Annotated in this window: 17 protein-coding genes and 2 tRNA genes; 14 read left to right on the top strand and 5 right to left on the bottom strand. The window is 64.7% G+C overall.

Features of this window, described 5'->3' with window-relative positions; all coding sequences use genetic code 11:
- Positions 1-20: 20 nt before the first annotated feature.
- From AvAM_RS02445 to AvAM_RS02435, 3 genes are all read right to left on the bottom strand, one after another.
- On the bottom strand, positions 21-2,534 hold the full coding sequence (locus AvAM_RS02445; RefSeq protein ID WP_249367890.1) for an EAL domain-containing protein: 2,514 nt from the start codon (positions 2,532-2,534) through the stop codon (positions 21-23).
- 488 nt (positions 2,535-3,022) lie between these two features.
- A complete protein-coding gene (locus AvAM_RS02440) occupies positions 3,023-3,715 on the bottom strand; it encodes a cold shock and DUF1294 domain-containing protein (RefSeq protein WP_137745567.1) in 693 nt (230 codons plus the stop codon).
- Between the two features lie 16 nt (positions 3,716-3,731).
- Positions 3,732-4,622 (bottom strand): CoA transferase, encoded by an 891-nt coding sequence (locus tag AvAM_RS02435; RefSeq protein WP_137745566.1) that lies wholly within the window; start codon positions 4,620-4,622, stop codon positions 3,732-3,734.
- Between the two features lie 134 nt (positions 4,623-4,756).
- On the opposite strand from AvAM_RS02435, the gene ygiD reads away from it, so the two are divergent.
- Positions 4,757-5,662, top strand: a complete 906-nt coding sequence (ygiD, locus tag AvAM_RS02430; protein ID WP_137745647.1) for a 4,5-DOPA dioxygenase extradiol — start codon at positions 4,757-4,759, stop codon at positions 5,660-5,662.
- Positions 5,663-5,748: 86 nt separating this feature from the next.
- Here ygiD and AvAM_RS02425 read toward each other — a convergent pair whose 3' ends face one another.
- Together AvAM_RS02425 and AvAM_RS02420 are read right to left on the bottom strand one after the other, a co-directional pair.
- A complete protein-coding gene (locus AvAM_RS02425) occupies positions 5,749-6,336 on the bottom strand; it encodes a nucleotidyltransferase family protein (protein WP_249367888.1) in 588 nt (195 codons plus the stop codon).
- Between the two features lie 34 nt (positions 6,337-6,370).
- Positions 6,371-7,567: an amino acid aminotransferase gene (locus AvAM_RS02420; protein ID WP_137745564.1), complete on the bottom strand. Its 1,197-nt coding sequence runs from the start codon at positions 7,565-7,567 to the stop codon at positions 6,371-6,373.
- Positions 7,568-7,673: 106 nt separating this feature from the next.
- Here AvAM_RS02420 and uvrB point away from each other — a divergent pair, with 106 nt between their 5' ends.
- The 13 genes from uvrB to AvAM_RS02355 all read left to right on the top strand — a co-directional run bounded on the left by uvrB (position 7,674) and on the right by AvAM_RS02355 (position 18,927).
- On the top strand, positions 7,674-9,764 hold the full coding sequence (gene uvrB, locus AvAM_RS02415) for an excinuclease ABC subunit UvrB (protein ID WP_137745563.1): 2,091 nt from the start codon (positions 7,674-7,676) through the stop codon (positions 9,762-9,764).
- Positions 9,765-10,007: 243 nt separating this feature from the next.
- Positions 10,008-10,544 carry a Fe-S cluster assembly transcriptional regulator IscR gene (gene iscR, locus AvAM_RS02410; protein WP_015013980.1) on the top strand — a complete coding sequence of 179 codons (537 nt, stop codon included), beginning with the start codon at positions 10,008-10,010 and terminating at the stop codon, positions 10,542-10,544.
- A 112-nt stretch (positions 10,545-10,656) separates the two neighbouring features.
- Complete coding sequence (locus AvAM_RS02405) at positions 10,657-11,877, top strand: IscS subfamily cysteine desulfurase (protein WP_137745562.1); 1,221 nt, start codon at positions 10,657-10,659, stop codon at positions 11,875-11,877.
- A 39-nt stretch (positions 11,878-11,916) separates the two neighbouring features.
- Positions 11,917-12,321 carry a Fe-S cluster assembly scaffold IscU gene (gene iscU / locus AvAM_RS02400; RefSeq protein ID WP_137745561.1) on the top strand — a complete coding sequence of 135 codons (405 nt, stop codon included), beginning with the start codon at positions 11,917-11,919 and terminating at the stop codon, positions 12,319-12,321.
- 20 nt (positions 12,322-12,341) lie between these two features.
- A complete protein-coding gene (gene iscA / locus AvAM_RS02395) occupies positions 12,342-12,665 on the top strand; it encodes an iron-sulfur cluster assembly protein IscA (protein WP_137745560.1) in 324 nt (107 codons plus the stop codon).
- Between the two features lie 84 nt (positions 12,666-12,749).
- A complete protein-coding gene (hscB, locus tag AvAM_RS02390; RefSeq protein WP_137745559.1) occupies positions 12,750-13,268 on the top strand; it encodes a Fe-S protein assembly co-chaperone HscB in 519 nt (172 codons plus the stop codon).
- Between the two features lie 71 nt (positions 13,269-13,339).
- A complete protein-coding gene (gene hscA, locus AvAM_RS02385; protein WP_137745558.1) occupies positions 13,340-15,211 on the top strand; it encodes a Fe-S protein assembly chaperone HscA in 1,872 nt (623 codons plus the stop codon).
- 41 nt (positions 15,212-15,252) lie between these two features.
- On the top strand, positions 15,253-15,591 hold the full coding sequence (gene fdx / locus AvAM_RS02380) for an ISC system 2Fe-2S type ferredoxin (RefSeq protein WP_010458418.1): 339 nt from the start codon (positions 15,253-15,255) through the stop codon (positions 15,589-15,591).
- 1 nt (position 15,592) lies between these two features.
- On the top strand, positions 15,593-16,306 hold the full coding sequence (gene dnaQ, locus AvAM_RS02375; protein WP_137745557.1) for a DNA polymerase III subunit epsilon: 714 nt from the start codon (positions 15,593-15,595) through the stop codon (positions 16,304-16,306).
- A gap of 38 nt (positions 16,307-16,344) precedes the next feature.
- Positions 16,345-16,419: transfer RNA gene (locus tag AvAM_RS02370), tRNA-Val, on the top strand.
- 50 nt (positions 16,420-16,469) lie between these two features.
- A tRNA-Val gene (locus tag AvAM_RS02365) sits at positions 16,470-16,544 on the top strand.
- Positions 16,545-16,740: 196 nt separating this feature from the next.
- Positions 16,741-17,781, top strand: a complete 1,041-nt coding sequence (locus AvAM_RS02360; RefSeq protein ID WP_137745556.1) for a histone deacetylase family protein — start codon at positions 16,741-16,743, stop codon at positions 17,779-17,781.
- Positions 17,782-17,829: 48 nt separating this feature from the next.
- Positions 17,830-18,927 (top strand): NAD(P)/FAD-dependent oxidoreductase, encoded by a 1,098-nt coding sequence (locus tag AvAM_RS02355; protein WP_137745555.1) that lies wholly within the window; start codon positions 17,830-17,832, stop codon positions 18,925-18,927.
- The last annotated feature ends 114 nt before the right edge of the window (positions 18,928-19,041 follow it).

The raw sequence follows: 19,041 nt of genomic DNA, 5'->3' as shown, positions 1-19,041 counted from the left end.
CTGGGCCTATCAAGGGCGCATCAGGCCTGGCGCTGCTGGGGGAAGGGCGCGCCGAGCGGCGGCGCGTGGCCCTGCACCGGACCGGCACCCTGCGCAGGCCCGGGCCTGGGGGCGCTGCCCAGGGCAAGATACTCCTGCAGCGGCATGGGCCGCGCCAGTGCATAGCCCTGCGCATAGTCCACGCCAATCTCCCGCAGGGCCTCCACGATCGCCTGGGATTCGACAAACTCCGCAATCGTCTGCTTGCCCATCACGTGGCCGATGTGGTGGATCATCTCCACCATTGCCCGGTTGGCGGGGTCGTGCAGCATGTCCTTCACAAAACTGCCGTCGATCTTGAGGTAGTCCACCGGCAGGTGCTTGAGGTAGTTGAAGGACGACATCCCCGCGCCAAAGTCATCGAGCGCAAAGCGGCAGCCCAGCTGCTGCAGCTCCTTCATCAGCCGCACGGCATTGGGCAGGTGGGAGATGGCGCTGGTTTCCGTGATCTCGAAACACAGCATGTGCGGGTCCACCCCCGACTCGGCGAGCGCGCTGCGGATCAGCTTGAGCAGGCTGTCGTCCCCCAGGCTGGTGCCTGACAGGTTGATGGCACAGGTGTGCACCGGCGGCTGGCCCGGCTGGGGCTGGTGCTGTGCCAGCGCCTCCAGCGTGTGGCGGATGACCCAGCGGTCGATGGAGGTCATCATTCCGTAGTGCTCGGCCGCCGGGATGAAGGCGCCGGGCGCAATCAGCTGGCCATCGTCGTCGCGCAGGCGCAGCAGCACCTCCATGTGCAGGCCACTTTCGCCGCTGGGCTGCAGGGGGGCAATCGCCTGGGCGTGCAGCTGGAACTGGTTGTGCTCCAGCGCCAGGCGCAGCCGCCGCACCCAGTCCATCTCGCCCTCGCGGCGGCTCATTTCGATGTCTTCCGTCTGGTAGATGAAGACGCGGTTGCGCCCGCCTTCCTTGGCGCGGTAGCAGGCCATGTCGGCCACGCGCATGGCCTCCTGGATGGACGTGAGCGCGGGGATGAGCTGCACCATGCCGATGGACAACCCGGTGCGCAGCTGCTGACCACCCCAGTTCAGCCGCAGCTCCTGCCCGGCCTGGCGCAACTGTTCGGCAATGCGGGCGGAGGGCCCGGCCGGGCAGTCCTTGAGCAGGATGCCGAACTCGTCGCCGCCCAGGCGGGCCAGTGTGTCGCCCTCGCGCAGGTGGCTTTGCAGCATGCGGCAGACCTCGCGCAGCATTTCATCGCCCGCCTGGTGGCCGCAGGTGTCGTTGATGAGCTTGAACTGGTCCATGTCCACATACAGCAGCGATCCTTCGCGGCCCACGGGGCGGGGCTGGGCCAGCAGGGCTTCGAGCCGGTGCTCGAACTCGCGCCGGTTCACGAGGCCCGTCAGCGCATCGTGGCTGGCCTGCCAGGACAGCTGCTCCACGTAGTGCTGCTCGCGCGTCACGTCGTGCAGCACCAGCACAGCCCCGGTGAGCGCTCCCCGGTGGCGGATGGGCGAGCCCACCAGCTTGACCGGCACGATGGTCTGGTCAGGCCGCACCAGGGTGGTGTGCACGTTGCCCAGGGCCGCGCTGCTGCTGCGCAGGATGTTCTGCACCAGCGTGTCGGCCGACAGGGGCGGCGCCTCGCCGTCAAACACCAGCAGCTGCGCCAGCGGCTGGCCCCTGGCCTCGGTGGCCGGGCGGGCCAGCAGGGCCTCGGCGGCGGGGTTCATGTAGACCACCTGGCCTTGGGTGTTGGTGGTCACCACGCCGTCGCCGATTGCGGTCAGGGTGGTGCGGGCCTGCTCGCGTTCGGCCTCCAGGGCCTGTTCGGCGCGGCGGCGCTGCTCCAGCAGGCCGTGGGTGTGCCACAGGGTCAGCACGATCAGCACAGCCGCCATGCCCATGTTGGTCCACATCAGCAGCAGCACGATCTGGCGCGAGCTTTCGCCCAGGGCCTCGCTGAAGTTGCGGGCGACGGGAGTGACACCGGCGTTGATCTGGTGGATGGTGTCCAGCCACCGCTGCCGCATGGCAGCGTCTGCCGTGCCGTCGGTGTTGTGCTGGTGGATGTCGTGCGACAGCTCGCGCAGTGCGTTGATGTATTCATCGCCGATGAGCCAGTGGCTCACGGGTTTTTTCACCAGGTCCAGGTGGTCGAAGTAGCGCAGCAGCCAGATCAGGCTGTCGATGTCGTCCGGGTGGTTGCCGCCGCGCAGAAAACCCTCGCGCGCCACATCCGTCTGCACCTGGCCGGGCTGCAGGGCCAGCCGCGCCGTCCGGTCGCCCAGGGGGATGTCCATGGCACGCGCGAACCCGTCAAACGCCTGGGGCGAGCCATTGATTGCGTACTGGTGCAGGTGGTAGATGGCGTCCTTCTGGCCCTTGGTCCACAGGCTTTCGCCCGCCACAAAGGCGCGCACGCCGGACAAGACCTGCAGACTGGCCGTGGCGCAGGCGGCCAACAGCAGCACCATCACGATGAACGGCCAGGTGACCCGCAGGGTCAGCGGCACCGGTTTTCGCTCGACTGGCTGCTGCAACACATTCATGGATGGTCCCCCGCCTCATGCTTCGTTGCCAGGCGCGCTGGCCATGGTGATTCATGGCCAGCGCGCATTTGTTGCTTTGCTGTGCCTGCGCCTTGTGCAAGTCGCCTCTGCCCGGAAAAGGCTTCCCGGGCCCGGCTGCTGGTTGGGTGGTGCAGTGCCTGCGGGCCACTATATAGCGATCATTTGGCAGACGCATGCAAAGTTTGGCAGGCTAAGGGGCCGCAGTGCTTGCAGAGCCATCTGCTGCTGCCAGCGTGTGGGGCTAGCGTGCCAGCGCCGTTTGTTCAGGCAGGGCGCACAGCCTGCGCAGCGGCAGTTGCCGGGCCCCTGGGGCACCACTGGTGTGGTGCCGGAAATGACCCCCAGTGTCTGTCCCTGTGCTGTGGCCTCGGAGGTGCACCGGGTGCTCAAAATACAAGCAAAAATGGCCGTTACCGCGCGTCTATCATTCTCTTTGTGCTATCAAAATAGAAGCATTTCGATGGCTGCTATCGCAGCCATCCGCCGACCCATGCCGCCAGCGCTGCGCAATGCAGCACCACCGTGGCCCAGTACACGGTGCGGAACTCCTGCTTGCTCGACTTGTGCCGCAGCCACTGCTGCGCGCACCACGCACCCGGCCAGCCGCCTGCCAGGCTGAGCAGGTGCAGGTGTTTTTCTGGTGTGCGCCACCGGCCACTTTGTGCGGCGCTTTTGTCCATGGCATAGGTGACAAAGGTCAGGAGGTTGATGGCCGCAGCAGCGCCCAGTGACCACAGCGGGAGCCTGCCCGCCCAGACGCCCCAGGCCAGCAGCGCGGCCCAGCCCAGCATCAGGAGCAGGGTGGGCAGGGCAGGGGCATGGGCCTCCTGGTGCTTTTTTGCCGGGCGCTCGCGGCGCGGGGCGGGTGGCGATGCAGGGGCGCGCGCGTGCGGTGCCTTACGCGGAGGCGCTGTTGTAGCCGCGCTGGCGGCTGGGCGGGTTGCGCCGCCGGCCTGGGCCGCAGGCTGCACCGCCATTGCCCGGGGGCCCTTGCCGCCCACGTGGATTTCTTCGTAGACCACGGCCAGCCCCTCGCGGGGCGCTGCGCTGCCCTGGTAGTCCCGCACATGAAAGAACACATCGGCAGAGGTTTCGGGGCTGCGGATAAAGCCGAACGCGCGCGTGGTGTCCCAGCGGATGACGGTGCCTTGTTTTTGCATCGGCGGCGGGCTGCCTTCAGGCCAGGGTGTGCAAGGGAATGTCCTGCGCCACCGCCAGCGCATCCAGCTGGGCACGGGTCTGCGTGCGCAGGAACGCCGCCACGGCCGCGTGGGTGGCGGGGGCGCGCAGCACCTGCGGGTCGCCCGTGGCAGGCAGGCCGGCGGCTGCGCACAGGCTGGCAGCAAAGTGCGGCTCCAGCGCAGCCACGGCCACACGCCCGTCGGCGCAGGGGTAGATGCGATAGCCCGCGTGGTTGCCGCCCACGTCGCCATCGGGCGTGGTCAGGCCCCAGTCGCGCGGCTGGGCCAGCCAGGCGGCGGCGTCGGCCAGGGCCACTTCGATGCACACGCCGCTGCCGGTGTGGGCGCGCTCCAGCAGGGCCTGCAGCACGGCTTCGCTGGCCATCAGAGCGCCGCCCATGTCGGCGTAGAGCGTGGGCGGCATCTCGGTGCCGGTCACCAGGCCGGCATCGGCCAGGTAGGTGAGGTCGTGGCCGGGCTCTTCGGCCCGCTCGGCGGCTGCGCCCACGATGCGAACCAGTGATAAACGAGGGAATTTGGCCTGGAGAACGTCCCAGCCGAGGCCCAGCTTGGTGAGCGCCGAGGGGCGGAAGGAAGTGATCAGCACATCAGCGCGGGCCAGCTCCGCGTGCAGCGTGGCCTGGCCCTCGGGGGTCTTGAGGTGGGCATGCACCACCCGCACGCCATCGTGCAGCGTGGCATAGGCTGCGGGGCTGTAGATGCCCATGGGGTCGGAACTGGGGTAGCCCGGCGCGGGCGGAGGTTCGAGCTTGGTGCAGTCGGCCCCCATGCGCACGCAGCGCATCAGGGCGGCGGGGCCGGGCAGGTTGAGGGCAAGGCTGAGGACACGGGTGTTGCGCAGGGGCTGGGGCAGGGCGGTGGGCATGGGTGGGAGGGTGTCTCGGTATTGTGGTTTTTGAATGGAGGGGGCGGCGCCGGAACTTCATGGCGCGCCCGGGCTCACTCCCTGCGTTATACATAATTTGTTACGCTCCCTGATCCATGCAACGCAGAACCTCTTTGGCCGCCCTCACGGGCCTGGCCGCCTTTCCGGGAGCTTTCATGACCACGTCCCTGAGCAGTGCCGCCACGGCCCCTGCGTTGCAGGCGCTCAAGCCCTCGCCCCGCATGCCGGTGCTGTTTGTGGGCCATGGCAGCCCCATGAACGCCATCGAGGACAACGCCTGGCGCCGCAGCTGGCAGGCCATGGGTGCGGAGCTGATGGCGCGCGCGGTGCAGCCGCAGCTCATCCTGTGCGTATCGGCCCACTGGCTCACGCGCGGCGGCTGGCAGCTGACCGGCATGGCCAACCCCAAGACCATCCACGACTTTGGTGGCTTCCCCCAGGCGCTGTTTGACCAGCAGTACCCGGTGCCGGGCGCACCGGCCGTGGCGCGCAGCCTGGCCAAGGAGCTGAAATCACCGGCCACGGGCGCTGCGCTGGGTGTGGACGACGGTGAGTGGGGGCTGGACCACGGCACCTGGTCGGTGCTCAAACCCATGTTTCCCCAGGCGCGCATCCCGGTGATGCAGCTCAGCATGGACTACAGCCGCGCCCCGGCCGAGCACTATGCGCTGGGCCAGCAGCTCAAGGCCCTGCGCGAGCGGGGCGTGCTGATCGTGGGCAGCGGCAACGTGGTGCACAACCTGCGCGCATCCCGCCGTGGATCGGCCGCCAACGAAGCCTACGACTGGGCCACCGAGTTCGACACCGTGGTGCAGGAGCAGATCAAAAAGGGTCAACTGGGCGCCTTGCAAGACTTCCAGAAGCTGGGTGCCGTGGCCCAGCAGGCACATCCCACTTATGAGCACTACCTGCCGCTGCTGTACGCCGCCGGTGCGGTGGAGGCCAGCGAAATGCCGCGTTTCTTCAACACCGGCTACCAGTCGGCGTCGATTTCGATGCGGTCGGTGCTGTGGGGGTGATGGGCTGCAACGGCGCAGCTTTGGTCAATTGCTCTGATATTGATAGCTACTCACGCTTATCCATCAGGCGGTAGAGGCCAAAAAGGCTAAAAACCATCAGGCAATGTGCCAGTGGCGGGCAACATCGGCTGGATAGTCAGCCACGGCCAGCGCTCCCGGTAACTGTCAGCCTTGGCCTGGAACAGCGGCAGGTGGGGGCAGGCCGGGTTCGGGCGCATCAGCCCGGCATACAGCTCCGCGAGGCCGTACGGGGCGTACAGCAACGGTGGGGCCAGTGGCGTGCTGCCAGGCTGCAAACCCACGCAGGTGCAGGGCACCAGAAAACGCTCGATCCCGTTGCGGGCGGACTGCAGCGGCGCATACGGGTAACCAAACCAGCGCTCGTACCAGAGGTGCACGCGGGCTTGGTTCTTGGCTTCGACGGTGATGGGCAGGTCGGCAAAGAGGGCGGTGGCGCGGTCCTGAACGGCCTGTTCTGCCGCTTCGGACAGATCCGATGCATCAAAGTAAAACAGGTCGTAGTCCTTGATGTGCGCCGTGGGCGCCAGGCCAGAGCGCAGGTTCCACACCGTCTGGAACAGGCAGCCCGCGACCAGCCACGCATCGGGCAGGCCCAGAAACGGCAAACGCTCCAGAAGGGCCGCGTTGTGCGGGTTCTGGAGCGTTTCGCTCACAAAGCGGCGCGCAAGCGCCGCCTTCTCATCGCGCTCAGACGACCTTTGCAATGGCTTGGCAGACGTAGTCGATGTTCTTGCTGTTCAGGGCAGCGACGCACATGCGGCCAGTGTCCGTGCCATACACGCCGAATTCATTGCGCAGGCGCACCATCTGGTCCTTGGACAGGCCGGAGTAGCTGAACATGCCGATCTGGGTGGTGATGAAGCTCATGTCTTGCTTCACACCGGCGGCCTTGAGGCCATCGACCAGCTTCTGGCGCATGGCCTTGATGCGCACGCGCATTTCGGCCAGTTCCTTTTCCCACATCGCGCGCAGCTCGGGGTTGTTCAGCACGGCGGCCACCACCGCGCCACCGTGGATGGGTGGGTTGGAGTAGTTGGTGCGGATCACGATCTTGAGCTGGCTCAGCACGCGGCTGGCTTCTTCCTTGTCCGTGCACAGCACCGACAGGCCGCCCACGCGCTCGCCGTACAGGCTGAAGCTCTTGGAGAACGAGGTGGAGACGAAGAAGGTGAGGCCAGCGGCCACGAACTTGCCGATCACGGCGCCGTCTTCGGCGATGCCGTGGCCGAAGCCCTGGTAGGCCATGTCGAGGAAGGGCGTCAGGCCCTTGGCCTTGACGGCGGCGATGACCTGGTCCCACTGGGCGGGCGTGATGTCATAGCCGGTGGGGTTGTGGCAGCAGGCGTGCAGCACAACGATGGTGCCGGGGACGGCTGCATTCAGGCTGGCCAGGAAACCTTCGAAGTTCACGCCGCGCTTTTCGGCGTCGTAGTACGCGTAGGTGTCCACTTCAAAACCGGCGTTGGTGAACAGCGCGCGGTGGTTTTCCCAGCTGGGGTCGGAGATCAGCACCTTGGCGCTGGGGCTGACCTTTTTCAGGAAGTCAGCACCGATCTTCAGGCCGCCGGTGCCGCCGATGGCCTGCACCGTGGCCACGCGGCCGGAGGTGACGGGTTCGCTGTTGGCGCCGAAAACCAGGCTCTTGACGGCGTTGTCATAGGCCACGATGCCGTCGATGGGCAGGTAGCCACGGGCCGTGGGGGTGGACATCATGGTCTTTTCTGCGGCCTGCACGCATTGCAGCAGGGGCAGCTTGCCGTTGTCGTCGAAATAAACGCCAACACCCAGATTGACCTTGTTGGGGTTGGTGTCGGCGTTGAATTGCTCGTTGAGGCCCAGGATGGGGTCGCGGGGGGCCATTTCGACGGCGGTGAACAGAGACATGAAAATCCTTGAAAGGTTGTCAGTAGCGAAGAATCCGGGCGTGGTGTACTGTGCCGGGTTCCGCCGATTTTAACGGGCGGCCTGCTCCACCCGTTGACCACGCCCCATGCCAGATATCACCGAAGTCATAACTGAAAAGCAAGACGGCGAGTTCGTCCGCTTCCCTGATTCCCCCTTCGAACTGTTTCAACCCTATCCCCCCGCAGGTGACCAGCCCGAGGCCATTGCCAAGCTGGTGGAGGGCCTGCATGACGGCGAAACCTTCCAGACCTTGCTGGGTGTGACGGGCTCGGGCAAGACCTTCACCATGGCCAATGTGATCGCGCGCATGGGCCGCCCGGCCATCATCTTTGCGCCCAACAAGACGCTGGCCGCGCAGCTGTACAGCGAATTCCGCGAGTTCTTCCCCAAGAACGCCGTGGAGTATTTCGTGAGCTACTACGACTACTACCAGCCCGAGGCCTATGTGCCGCAGCGCGACCTGTTCATCGAGAAGGACAGCGCGATCAACGAGCACATCGAGCAGATGCGGCTGTCTTGCACCAAGAGCCTGATGGAGCGGCGCGATGTGGTGATCGTGGCCACCGTCTCGGCCATCTACGGCATTGGCGAGCCCGAGAGCTACCACCGCATGGTGATGACGCTGCGCGTGGGCGACAAGCTGGGGCAGCGTGACGTGATTGCCCAGCTGATCCGCATGCAGTACCAGCGCAACGAGGCGGACTTTTCGCGCGGCAAGTTCCGCGTGCGAGGCGACACGATTGACGTGTTCCCGGCCGAGCATTCCGAGCTGGCGATCCGTATCGAGCTGTTTGACGATGAGATCGAGAGCCTGCAGCTGTTCGACCCGCTCACGGGGCGCGTCAAACAGAAGATTCCGCGCTTTACCGTGTACCCCAGCAGCCATTACGTGACACCGCGCGACAAGGTGCTCGCCGCCGTCGAAACCATCAAGCTGGAACTGGCCGAGCGCCTGCAGCAGCTGGTGGCAGATGGCAAGCTGGTGGAGGCTCAGCGCCTGGAGCAGCGCACGCGCTTTGACCTGGAAATGCTCAGCGAGGTGGGGCACTGCAAGGGCATCGAGAACTACACCCGGCACCTGTCGGGCGCCGCGCCGGGCGACCCGCCCAGCACGCTCACCGACTACATGCCCCGCGATGCGCTGATGTTCCTGGATGAAAGTCACCAGATGATCGGCCAGCTCAGCGCCATGTACAACGGCGACCGTGCGCGCAAGACCACGCTGGTGGAGTACGGCTTTCGCCTGCCTTCAGCGCTGGACAACCGGCCGCTCAAGTTCGAGGAGTTCGAACAGCGCATGCGCCAGGTGATTTTTGTGACCGCCACGCCGGCAGACTATGAGCGGACCCATTCCGGCCAGATCGTGGACCAGGTGGTGCGCCCCACCGGCCTGGTGGACCCGATTGTGGAGGTGCGCCCCGCCACCCACCAGGTGGACGATGTGCTGCAGGAAATCCGCATCCGCGTGGAAAAGGAGGAGCGCGTGCTCATCACCACGCTGACCAAGCGCATGGCCGAGCAGCTCACCGACTACCTCACCGACAACGGCGTGAAGGTGCGCTACCTGCACAGCGACGTGGACACGGTGGAGCGCGTGGAGATCATCCGCGACCTGCGCCTGGGCGCGTTTGATGTGCTGGTGGGCATCAACCTGCTGCGCGAGGGGCTGGACATCCCCGAGGTGTCGTTGGTGGCCATCCTGGACGCCGACAAGGAAGGCTTCCTGCGCGCCGAGCGCAGCCTGATCCAGACCATTGGCCGCGCGGCGCGCAATCTCAATGGCAAGGCCATCCTGTATGCCGACCGCATCACCGAGTCCATGAAAAAAGCCATGGGCGAGACGGAACGCCGCCGCATCAAGCAGATCGCACACAACGAGGCCCACGGAATCACGCCGCGCAGCATTGTCAAGCGGGTAAGAGACCTGATTGACGGGGTTTACAGCGAAAAAGCGGGCAAGGATGCCGAGCGACTGGAGCAGGAAGCCCTGCAGCGCGCCAAGGTCGAGGACATGTCCGAGAAGGATGTGGCGCGCGAGATCAAGCGACTGGAGAAGCTCATGCTGGAGCATGCGCGCAACCTGGAGTTCGAGCAGGCGGCCCGCGTGCGGGATCAGCTGTCGCGGCTCAAGGATCAGGCGTTTGGCGCGCACGGAGGCGATTCGGTGGCCTTGTGACCGGGTAGGTGACGGTCGGAAAATACAATCCAGGCCAAATTGCGACCTGTTGGTTTTTTATCCCGACAAATTCAATAGGGATTTGTGTTATACTTGCACAAAACACTCAAGAACAAAGCCCAGCGATGAAGGGCTCCGCGCAGAACGCTGTGTGGAGTAAGGGGCGGAGACGGTGCCCGTGCTGACCACTAGCCAGCGCAGGCAGTTTCTTTAACGAACGAGCCTCAGCACAAGGAGCTTGCAATGCGTCTCACCACCAAAGGCCGTTTTGCGGTCACTGCCATGATTGACTTGGCACTGCGTCAGAACAACGGCCCCGTCACCTTGGCTGCGATCAGCCAGCGCCAACAGATTTCGCTGTCCTACCTCGAGCAGCTCTTTGGCAAGCTGCGGCGCCATGAACTGGTGGAATCCACCCGCGGCCCCGGCGGCGGTTACACCCTGGCCCGCAAGGCGGGCGACATCACGGTGGCCGACATCATTGTGTCGGTGGACGAGCCGATTGATGCCACGCAGTGCGGTGGCAAGGAAAACTGTCTGGGCGAAGCCGGCCGTTGCATGACGCACGAGCTGTGGGCATCGCTCAACCAGCGCATGGTGGAGTTCCTCGACTCCGTGACCCTGCAAAAACTCGTGGACGAACAGCTCGCCAAGGGTGTGCAGATCGAAGACAAGCCCGTGGTGCGCCGTGCCATCTCCACGACGCCGGTGGTCAAGCCCATCCGCGTGAATGCGCCCAACTCGGTGTTCGCGCTGGGCAACGTTTTCGCGAAATCCTGACACCTGCAGTGCTCGCGCCGGCCCTTGGGGTCGGCACCGCCCTGAACGCGTTTTCCTGAATATCGACCTTTTCCTGCAAATCTGCCAGCCAGACACCTTTACTGAGCCAGCCATGGACATGACCCCGCACTTCCCCATCTATCTCGACTATGGCGCCACGACCCCGGTGGACCCCCGTGTGGTGGACGCCATGATCCCCTGGCTGCGCGAGCATTTTGGCAACGCGGCGTCGCGCAGCCACGCCTGGGGCTGGGAAGCCGAGGAAGCCGTCGAAAAGGCGCGTGTGCAAGTGGCTGACCTGATTGGTGCCGACCCCCGCGAAATCGTCTGGACCAGCGGCGCCACCGAGTCCATCAACCTCGCACTGAAGGGCGCTGCCCAGTTCTACAAGGGCAAGGGCAAGCACCTCATCACGCTCAAGACCGAACACAAGGCCGTGCTGGACACCATGCGCGAGCTGGAGCGCCAGGGCTTTGAAGCCACCTATCTGGATGTGCAGGAAGACGGCCTGGTCAACATGGACGCGCTCAAGGCGGCCATCCGCCCTGACACCATTCTGATCAGCATCCTGTTCGTGAACAACGAAATCGGCGTGATCCAGGACATCCCCGCCATCGGCGCGCTGTGCCGTGAAAAGGGCATCCTGCTGCACGTGGATGCGGCGCAGGCCACCGGCCGCGTTGCCATCGACATGGCCACCTTGCCCGTCGATCTGATGAGCATGACAGCCCACAAGACCTATGGCCCCAAGGGCGTGGGTGCCCTGTATGTGCGCCGCAAGCCCCGCGTGCGTCTGGAAGCGCAGATGCACGGTGGCGGCCACGAGCGTGGCATGCGCTCGGGCACCTTGCCCACCCACCAGATCGTGGGTATGGGCGAAGCTTTCCGCATCGCCAAGGAAGAAATGGCCGAGAGCAATGCCAAGGCCCACGCGCTGCAGCAGCGCCTGCTTGACGGCCTCAAGGACATCGAGCAAGTGTTCATCAACGGCAGCATGGAGCGCCGTGTGCCGCAGAACCTGAACATGAGCTTCAACTACGTCGAAGGCGAGTCGCTCATCATGGGCATCAAGGGTCTGGCCGTGTCGTCCGGTTCTGCCTGCACATCGGCCAGCCTGGAGCCCAGCTATGTGCTGCGCGCCCTGGGCCGTAGCGACGAATTGGCCCACAGCAGCCTGCGCATGACCATTGGCCGTTTCACGACCGAAGAAGAGATCGATTACGCGATTTCCACCATCCGCGAGAACGTCGCCCGCCTGCGCGAGTTGAGCCCGCTGTGGGAGATGTACAAGGATGGCATCGATATCAGCACCATCCAGTGGGCTGCGCACTGAATCCCTGAAGATTTTTGAAGAATTGAAGAGGTACACATCATGGCTTACTCCGACAAAGTGGTTGACCATTACGAGAACCCCCGCAACGTGGGTTCGTTCGACAAGGGTGATGATTCGGTGGGCACCGGCATGGTGGGCGCGCCCGCCTGCGGCGACGTGATGAAGCTGCAGATCAAGGTGAATCCCGCCACTGGTGTGATCGAAGACGCACGTTTCAAGACCTATGGTTGCGGCTCGGCCATTGCCTCGTCGTCGCTGGTGACCGAATGGGTCAAAGGCAAGACGCTGGACGAAGCGGCAGCCCTCAAGAACAGCGAAATCGCCGAAGAACTGGCCTTGCCGCCCGTGAAGGTGCACTGCTCCATCCTGGCCGAAGACGCCATCAAGGCCGCCGTACTGGACTACAAGACCAAACACGCAGCCACCACAACAGCCGCTGCCTGAGCGCATTCACCGAGAGCAATATGGCCATCACGCTGACAGAAGCCGCTGCCCGGCACGTCAACCGCTACCTTACCCGCCGAGGCAAGGGCCTGGGTGTGCGCCTGGGGGTCAAGACGACCGGCTGCTCGGGGCTTGCCTACAAGCTGGAATATGTGGACGACAGCGAGCCCGAGGACATCGTGTTTGAAAACCACGGCGTCAAGGTGCTGATCGACCCCAAGAGCTTGGCCTACATCGACGGCACCGAGCTGGACTTCGTGCGCGAGGGCCTGAACGAAGGCTTCAAGTTCAACAACCCCAACGAGCGGGACCGCTGCGGTTGTGGGGAGAGCTTCCGCGTCTGAACGTCTTGGGTTGATGTCACGCCAAACCGCCAACGCGCTCTGTGCTGGCGGTTTTTTCTTGGTTTTCCCTCTCGTCCTCCGCGCATGAATCTGCAATCTGACGACTTCGAACTGTTTGGCCTTGAGCGCTGCTTTGCCCAGGAGCGCAGCGCCATCGATACGCGCTGGAAGGAACTGCAGCGCGAAGCCCATCCCGACAAGTTTGCGGCGCAAGGCCCGGCCGCGCAGCGCGTGGCCATGCAATGGTCGGTGCGCATCAACGAGGCCTACCAGCGCCTGAAGGACCCGATGCGCCGCGCCGCCTACCTGTGCGAGTTGCACGGCGCACCCATCAACGCCGAAGACAACACGGCCATGCCCGCAGCCTTCCTCATGCAGCAGATGGAGTGGCGCGAGGCGCTGGAAGACGCGCGTGCAGACAGTGCGCTGGACGCATTGGATGACGAGGTAGAGCAGGCGCGCCGCGCCGCGCTGGCGCATTGCGGGCAGCTCATCGACCAGCAACAGGACTACGCAGGCGCAGCCCGCCAGGTCAGAGCCCTCATGTTCATTGCGCGATTTGCCGACGACATTGAACGTCGCCGAGAGCAACTGGGACAATAGAGCGGTTTTGCTTTCCCCTGAGCCTCCGTTTGCGTGACGGCAGGCTCCACCACGTTGAGACCCGAAATTTCATGGCGCTTCTGCAGATTTCCGAACCCGGCCAGTCCCCCGACCCGCACCAACGGCGCATCGCCGTAGGCATCGACCTGGGCACCACCCACTCTCTGGTTGCCGCTGTGCGCAATGGCGTGTCTGAATGCCTGCCCGATGCCCAGGGCCGGGTGCTGCTGCCTTCGGTGGTGCGGTACCTGGAAAACGGTGGGCGCCAGATCGGATACGACGCAGTGGCCGCGCAGGCCCAGGACGCGCGCAACACCATCGCCTCGGCCAAGCGTTTCATGGGGCGGGGCCTGAAGGACGTGGCAGAGGCAGGCAAGCTGCCCTACGACTTTGTTCACGCCAACGACGCAGGTGCAGGGGGCATGGTCAGTCTGGCTACGGTGGACGGCAACAAGTCGCCGGTAGAGGTCAGCGCCGAGATTCTGGCCACACTGCGCTACCGGGCCGAAGACACTTTCAATGACGATCTGTATGGCGCGGTCATCACCGTGCCCGCCTACTTCGACGATGCACAGCGCCAAGCCACCAAGGATGCGGCCAAGCTCGCGGGCATCCACCTACTGCGCCTGATCAACGAACCCACGGCGGCGGCGATTGCCTATGGCCTGGACAACGCCAGCGAAGGTGTCTACGCCGTGTACGACCTGGGGGGCGGCACCTTTGACATCTCCATCCTGCGCTTGACGCAAGGCGTGTTCGAAGTCATCGCCACCGGTGGTGACTCGGCCCTGGGGGGGGACGACTACGACGCCGCGCTGGCCGACTGGGTGCTGCAGCAACTGGGGTTGGAAGCCGTCACCGCCGCCGACAAATCGGCCGTGCGCATGGCTGCACGCGCCTGCAAGGAAGCATTGACCGCTACTGATTCGGTAGCATTCAAGGCAATGCTATCAGGCGGTGAAGCCCATTTTGATGTCAAGAAATCAGACTTTGAAGCCGCGACCGCCGAGTTGACCGCCCGCTCGATGGCCGCCGTGCGCCGCGCGCTGCGCGATGCCCACCTGGCGCGCGACGAGGTGCAGGGTGTGGTGATGGTGGGCGGCTCCACCCGCATGCCCCGGGTGCAACGCGCGGTGGCCGAATTTTTTGGCAAAGAGCCGTTGACCAACCTGAACCCTGATGAGGTGGTGGCCCTGGGGGCCGCCATCCAGGCCAACCAGCTCGCGGGCAACAACACGGCAGGCGACCTGCTGCTGCTGGATGTGATCCCGCTGTCGCTGGGCATCGAAACCATGGGGGGGCTGGTTGAGCGCATCGTGGCGCGCAATGAGACCATCCCCACGGCCAAGGCGCAGGATTTCACCACCTACAAGGACGGGCAGACCGCGTTGGCGGTCCACGTGGTGCAGGGCGAGCGTGACCTGGTACAGGACTGCCGCAGCCTTGCGCGTTTTGAGCTGCGCGGCATTCCGCCCATGGCCGCTGGTGCAGCCCGCATCCGCGTGACCTTTACCGTCGATGCCGATGGCCTGCTGAGCGTGAGCGCGAAGGAGCAGGGCAGTGGCGTGGAGGCGCGCATTGATGTGAAGCCGTCGTATGGTCTCTCGGACGAGCAGATCGCGCGCATGCTGCAGGACGGCTTTGCCACGGCGGCGCAGGACATGAAGGCCCGCGCCGTGGTCGAGGCCCGCGTGGACGCCGACCGCATGCTGCTCGCCACCCAGAGCGCGCTGGACGCCGATGGCGACGTGCTGAGCCCGCAGGAGCGCGCCGCGATTGACGCCCTGATGGTGGCCCTGCGCCACCAGCGCGACGTTGACGATGCCGCCGTCATCGAAGCGGCCACCGATGCACTGGCGAAGGGCACCGAAGCCTTTGCGGCCCAGCGCATGAACCGTGGCATCCAGCAGGCACTCGCTGGCAAGAACGTGCAGGCCCTCTGATATAGCCGACCGCATCTGTCGAACAAAAACAAGACCATCCCATGCCCGTCATCAAGATTCTTCCCCACCCCGAGTACTGCCCCGCAGGCACCGAAATCACGGCCCCCGCAGGCACGTCGATCTGCGAGGCGCTGCTGGACAACCACATCAACATCGAGCACGCCTGCGACATGAGCTGCGCCTGCACCACCTGCCACGTCATCGTGCGCCAGGGGCTGAACTCGCTCAACGAGGCCGAGGAAGAGGAAGAAGACCTGCTCGACCGCGCATGGGGCCTGGAGCCGCAGTCGCGCCTGTCGTGCCAAGCCATCCTGGCGCAGACCGATGTGACTGTGGAAATTCCGAAGTACACGATCAACCACGCCAAGGAAAACCACTGAAATGACACGGCAGATCGTTCTCGACACCGAAACCACCGGCCTCTCGGCCGAGGGCGGCGACCGCATCATTGAACTGGGTTGTGTGGAGCTGCTCAACCGCAAGCTCACCGGCAACAACCTGCACCTGTACTTCAATCCGGGCCGCGACAGCCACGAAGACGCGCTGAAGGTGCACGGCATCAGCAACGAGTTCTTGAAGGACAAGCCCAAGTTTGCCGAGGTGGTGGACGACATCCTGCAGTACCTGCAAGGCGCCGAAATCATCATCCACAACGCTGCGTTCGACGTGGGTTTTCTGAACAAGGAGCTGGAACTGGTGGGGCGCCCCGCGTTCCGCACCTATGTGGAGAGCGTGACCGACACCTTGGCCATGGCCAAGGAGATGTACCCTGGCAAGCGCAATTCGCTCGATGCCCTGTGCGACCGCCTGGGCGTGGACAACTCGGGCCGTACGCTGCATGGCGCCTTGCTGGATGCCGAGCTGTTGGCCGATGTGTACATCAACCTCACGCGCGGGCAGGACGCGCTGCTCATGGCCGATGATGCCCAGGAGGGTGCTGACGGCGTGAAGGTGGCTGCCATTGATTTGCGTGGCCTGGCGCTGCCGGTGCTGCGCGCCAGCGAGCAGGAGCATGCCGCGCATGCCGAGGTGCTGACCCAGATCGACAAGGCCAGCGGAGGCAAAACAATTTGGCGAACTTCTCAGTCGGCCTGAAAAGCTGTGCCATAATCTAAGGCTTGTCACAGCGACACGGGTGATTAGCTCAGCGGTAGAGCACTGCCTTCACACGGCAGGGGTCACATGTTCGATCCATGTATCACCCACCACGCTTTCGACAAACTTTCGCGCAACAACCTTGCTTCAACGTGTGTGCGACGGGTGATTAGCTCAGCGGTAGAGCACTGCCTTCACACGGCAGGGGTCACATGTTCGATCCATGTATCACCCACCAATACAAACCCCTGCAGATTTCTGGTCTGCAGGGGTTTTTTCTTGCGGGTGCCGTTTGTGGGTGCGGACATCGGCGCACGCAGGGGTGAGACAAGGCTTCGGCATCTTGCCAAGCCGCTACAGTGTCGGGCTTGGTTTCCTGCGGCGGCGCGTGGCCCGCTGCACCTTTCCTTTCACTGCTTGCTGGCGCCCAGACGATGATCACTTTTCACAATCCCCTGCACCAAGGGCACGCCCCTGTCCACGAATTTTTCCGGGGCGAGCGGGTGCCCTGTTTCGAGAAGCCTGCGCGGGTGGACTATGTGGAGGAGGCCTTGCGTGCCCGTGGCCACGGGATGTTGGCCCCAGATGTGGATAGCAACCCTGTGCTGGCGCAGGTGCATGCACCGCGTTACCTCGCCTTTTTGCAGACCGCCTGGCAGCAATGGCTCGCGCTCGACCCCGTCGCCAACGCGGCGGTCCAGCCGTTTCCCTCGGTCTGGCCGGTGCGCACACTGCGCAGTGATGTCGAGCCCGACAACTTCGTGGCCCGCCTGGGTCTGTACTCCATGGACAACGGTACGCCCATGGCCGCAGGCACCTGGGCGGCAGCCAAGGCCGGAGCCGATGCCGCAGCGAGCGCCGCTGCACGCGTGGGGCAAGGAGCCCGCGCCGCCTTTTGCTGCACGCGCCCACCAGGCCACCACGCCGGGCCCGATTTCATGGGCGGCTACTGCTTCTTGAACAACGCCGCCGTGGCTGCGCAGGCGCTACGCAACCAGGGCGCCCGGCGCGTGGCTTTGCTGGATGTGGACTACCACCATGGCAATGGCACCCAAAGCATTTTTTACGACCGTGATGACGTGTTCTTCGTCAGCCTGCATGGCGATCCCCGCACGGAGTACCCGTTCTACCTCGGCCATGCGGACGAAGTGGGCGAAGGGAAGGGGACCGGCTACAACCTGAACCTGCCGCTGCCTGCGGGCACCAGCGCAGCCACCTGGTTCGCTGCTTTGGAGCAGGCCTGCACGCGCATCGCTGGCTATCAGGCCGATGCGCTGGTGATCTCGCTGGGCCTTGATGCTTTCGAGGGCGATCCGATCTCCCGCTTTGCGCTTGCGTCTTCTGACTTCACCCGGCTGGGCGAGCGTCTGGCCCGTCTGGACCTGCCCACCGTGTTTGTGCTGGAGGGTGGGTATGCCGCTGCCGAACTGGGGACCAATGCCGTCAACGTACTGGATGGGTTTGAGCAGGCATAACACCAGTCTGGGGGAGAAAGGCTGGTTTGCAGCGGAAGGAGCGGACGAATGACCGATACGGTGGATTGTGTGGTGGTGGGCGCGGGTGTGGTGGGCTTGGCCGTGGCCCGTGCCCTGGCCTTGCAGGGGCGCGAGGTGCTGGTGCTGGAGGCGGCCGATGCCATTGGCACGGGCATCAGCTCGCGCAACAGCGAGGTGATCCATGCCGGGCTGTACTACCCTACCGGCTCGCTCAAGGCGCGTTTGTGCGTGCGGGGCAAGGAACTGCTGTACGCCTACTGCGCGGAGCGCGGGGTGCCACACCGGCGCTGCGGCAAGCTGCTGGTGGCCACGTCGGCCGCGCAGCTGGCCAGCGTGGAGTCGATCCAGGCGCGTGCGCAGGCCAACGGAGTGCTCGACCTGCAGTGGCTCAGCCGCGACGAAGCCCTGGCACTGGAGCCTGCGCTGGAATGTGTGGGCGCGCTGCTTTCGCCCAGTACGGGCATTGTGGACAGCCATGCACTGATGCTGGCCCTGCAGGGCGACCTGGAGAACGCGGGCGGACTTGTGGCATTCAATTCGCCTCTTGCGCGCGCCCAGTGCGCGGAAGATGCTATCTATTTGGAAGCGGCCGACGGCACGCGCCTGCAGGCCCGCAGCGTTGTGAATGCGGCCGGTTTGCACGCACCGGCCTTGGCGGCCTACTTTTCAGGGCTGGACCCCACGCATGTGCCCACAGCGCACTTTGCCAAGGGCAGCTATTTCACGCTGACCGACAAGGCCCCCTTCAGCCGCCTGATCTACCCGGTGCCTGAGGCTGCAGGGCTGGGGGTACATCTCACGCTCGACCTGGGTGGTCAGGCCAAGTTCGGGCCGGATGTGCAGTGGGTCACATCGGCCGACGACCTGCTGGTGGACCCAACGCGGGGCGATGCCTTCTATGCCGAGGTGCGCAAGTACTGGCCCGGCCTGCGCGATGGAGCCCTGGCTCCGGGGTACGCAGGCATCCGCCCAAAGATCCACGATGCAAGCCAGCCTGCGGCCGATTTTGTGATCCAGGGGCCTGCGGTCCATGGGGTGCCCGGGCTGGTGAATCTGTTTGGGATCGAATCGCCCGGCCTGACCAGTTCCCTGGCGATTGCAGAGCAGGTGGCTGCGCTGGTTTGAGGTTTGATCTGGGGCAAGGCTGTTGCAATCCGTAACCTCTTGCGCCCCCGTCCTACGAGGGGTCTCTGGGCGGGTGGCTAAGATGAACCGAGGTCCCCGTACTGGGGTTTTCCA

This window comes from Acidovorax sp. NB1 (assembly GCF_005405905.1).
In the GTDB taxonomy this organism is placed as follows: Bacteria; Pseudomonadota; Gammaproteobacteria; order Burkholderiales; family Burkholderiaceae_C; genus Acidovorax.
Note: the sequence above shows the minus strand (reverse complement) of the source record. Positions and strands in the feature narration are given on the sequence as shown.

Coding starts and splice junctions, on each gene's coding strand:
- AvAM_RS02445 (WP_249367890.1), bottom strand. CDS start 2,534: ATGAATGTGTTGCAGCAGCCAGTCGAGCGAAAACCGGTGCCGCTGACC.
- AvAM_RS02440 (WP_137745567.1), bottom strand. CDS start 3,715: ATGCAAAAACAAGGCACCGTCATCCGCTGGGACACCACGCGCGCGTTC.
- AvAM_RS02435 (WP_137745566.1), bottom strand. CDS start 4,622: ATGCCCACCGCCCTGCCCCAGCCCCTGCGCAACACCCGTGTCCTCAGC.
- AvAM_RS02420 (WP_137745564.1), bottom strand. CDS start 7,567: ATGTCTCTGTTCACCGCCGTCGAAATGGCCCCCCGCGACCCCATCCTG.
- uvrB (WP_137745563.1), top strand. CDS start 7,674: ATGCCAGATATCACCGAAGTCATAACTGAAAAGCAAGACGGCGAGTTC.
- iscR (WP_015013980.1), top strand. CDS start 10,008: ATGCGTCTCACCACCAAAGGCCGTTTTGCGGTCACTGCCATGATTGAC.
- AvAM_RS02405 (WP_137745562.1), top strand. CDS start 10,657: ATGGACATGACCCCGCACTTCCCCATCTATCTCGACTATGGCGCCACG.
- iscU (WP_137745561.1), top strand. CDS start 11,917: ATGGCTTACTCCGACAAAGTGGTTGACCATTACGAGAACCCCCGCAAC.
- iscA (WP_137745560.1), top strand. CDS start 12,342: ATGGCCATCACGCTGACAGAAGCCGCTGCCCGGCACGTCAACCGCTAC.
- hscB (WP_137745559.1), top strand. CDS start 12,750: ATGAATCTGCAATCTGACGACTTCGAACTGTTTGGCCTTGAGCGCTGC.
- hscA (WP_137745558.1), top strand. CDS start 13,340: ATGGCGCTTCTGCAGATTTCCGAACCCGGCCAGTCCCCCGACCCGCAC.
- fdx (WP_010458418.1), top strand. CDS start 15,253: ATGCCCGTCATCAAGATTCTTCCCCACCCCGAGTACTGCCCCGCAGGC.
- dnaQ (WP_137745557.1), top strand. CDS start 15,593: ATGACACGGCAGATCGTTCTCGACACCGAAACCACCGGCCTCTCGGCC.
- AvAM_RS02360 (WP_137745556.1), top strand. CDS start 16,741: ATGATCACTTTTCACAATCCCCTGCACCAAGGGCACGCCCCTGTCCAC.
- AvAM_RS02355 (WP_137745555.1), top strand. CDS start 17,830: ATGACCGATACGGTGGATTGTGTGGTGGTGGGCGCGGGTGTGGTGGGC.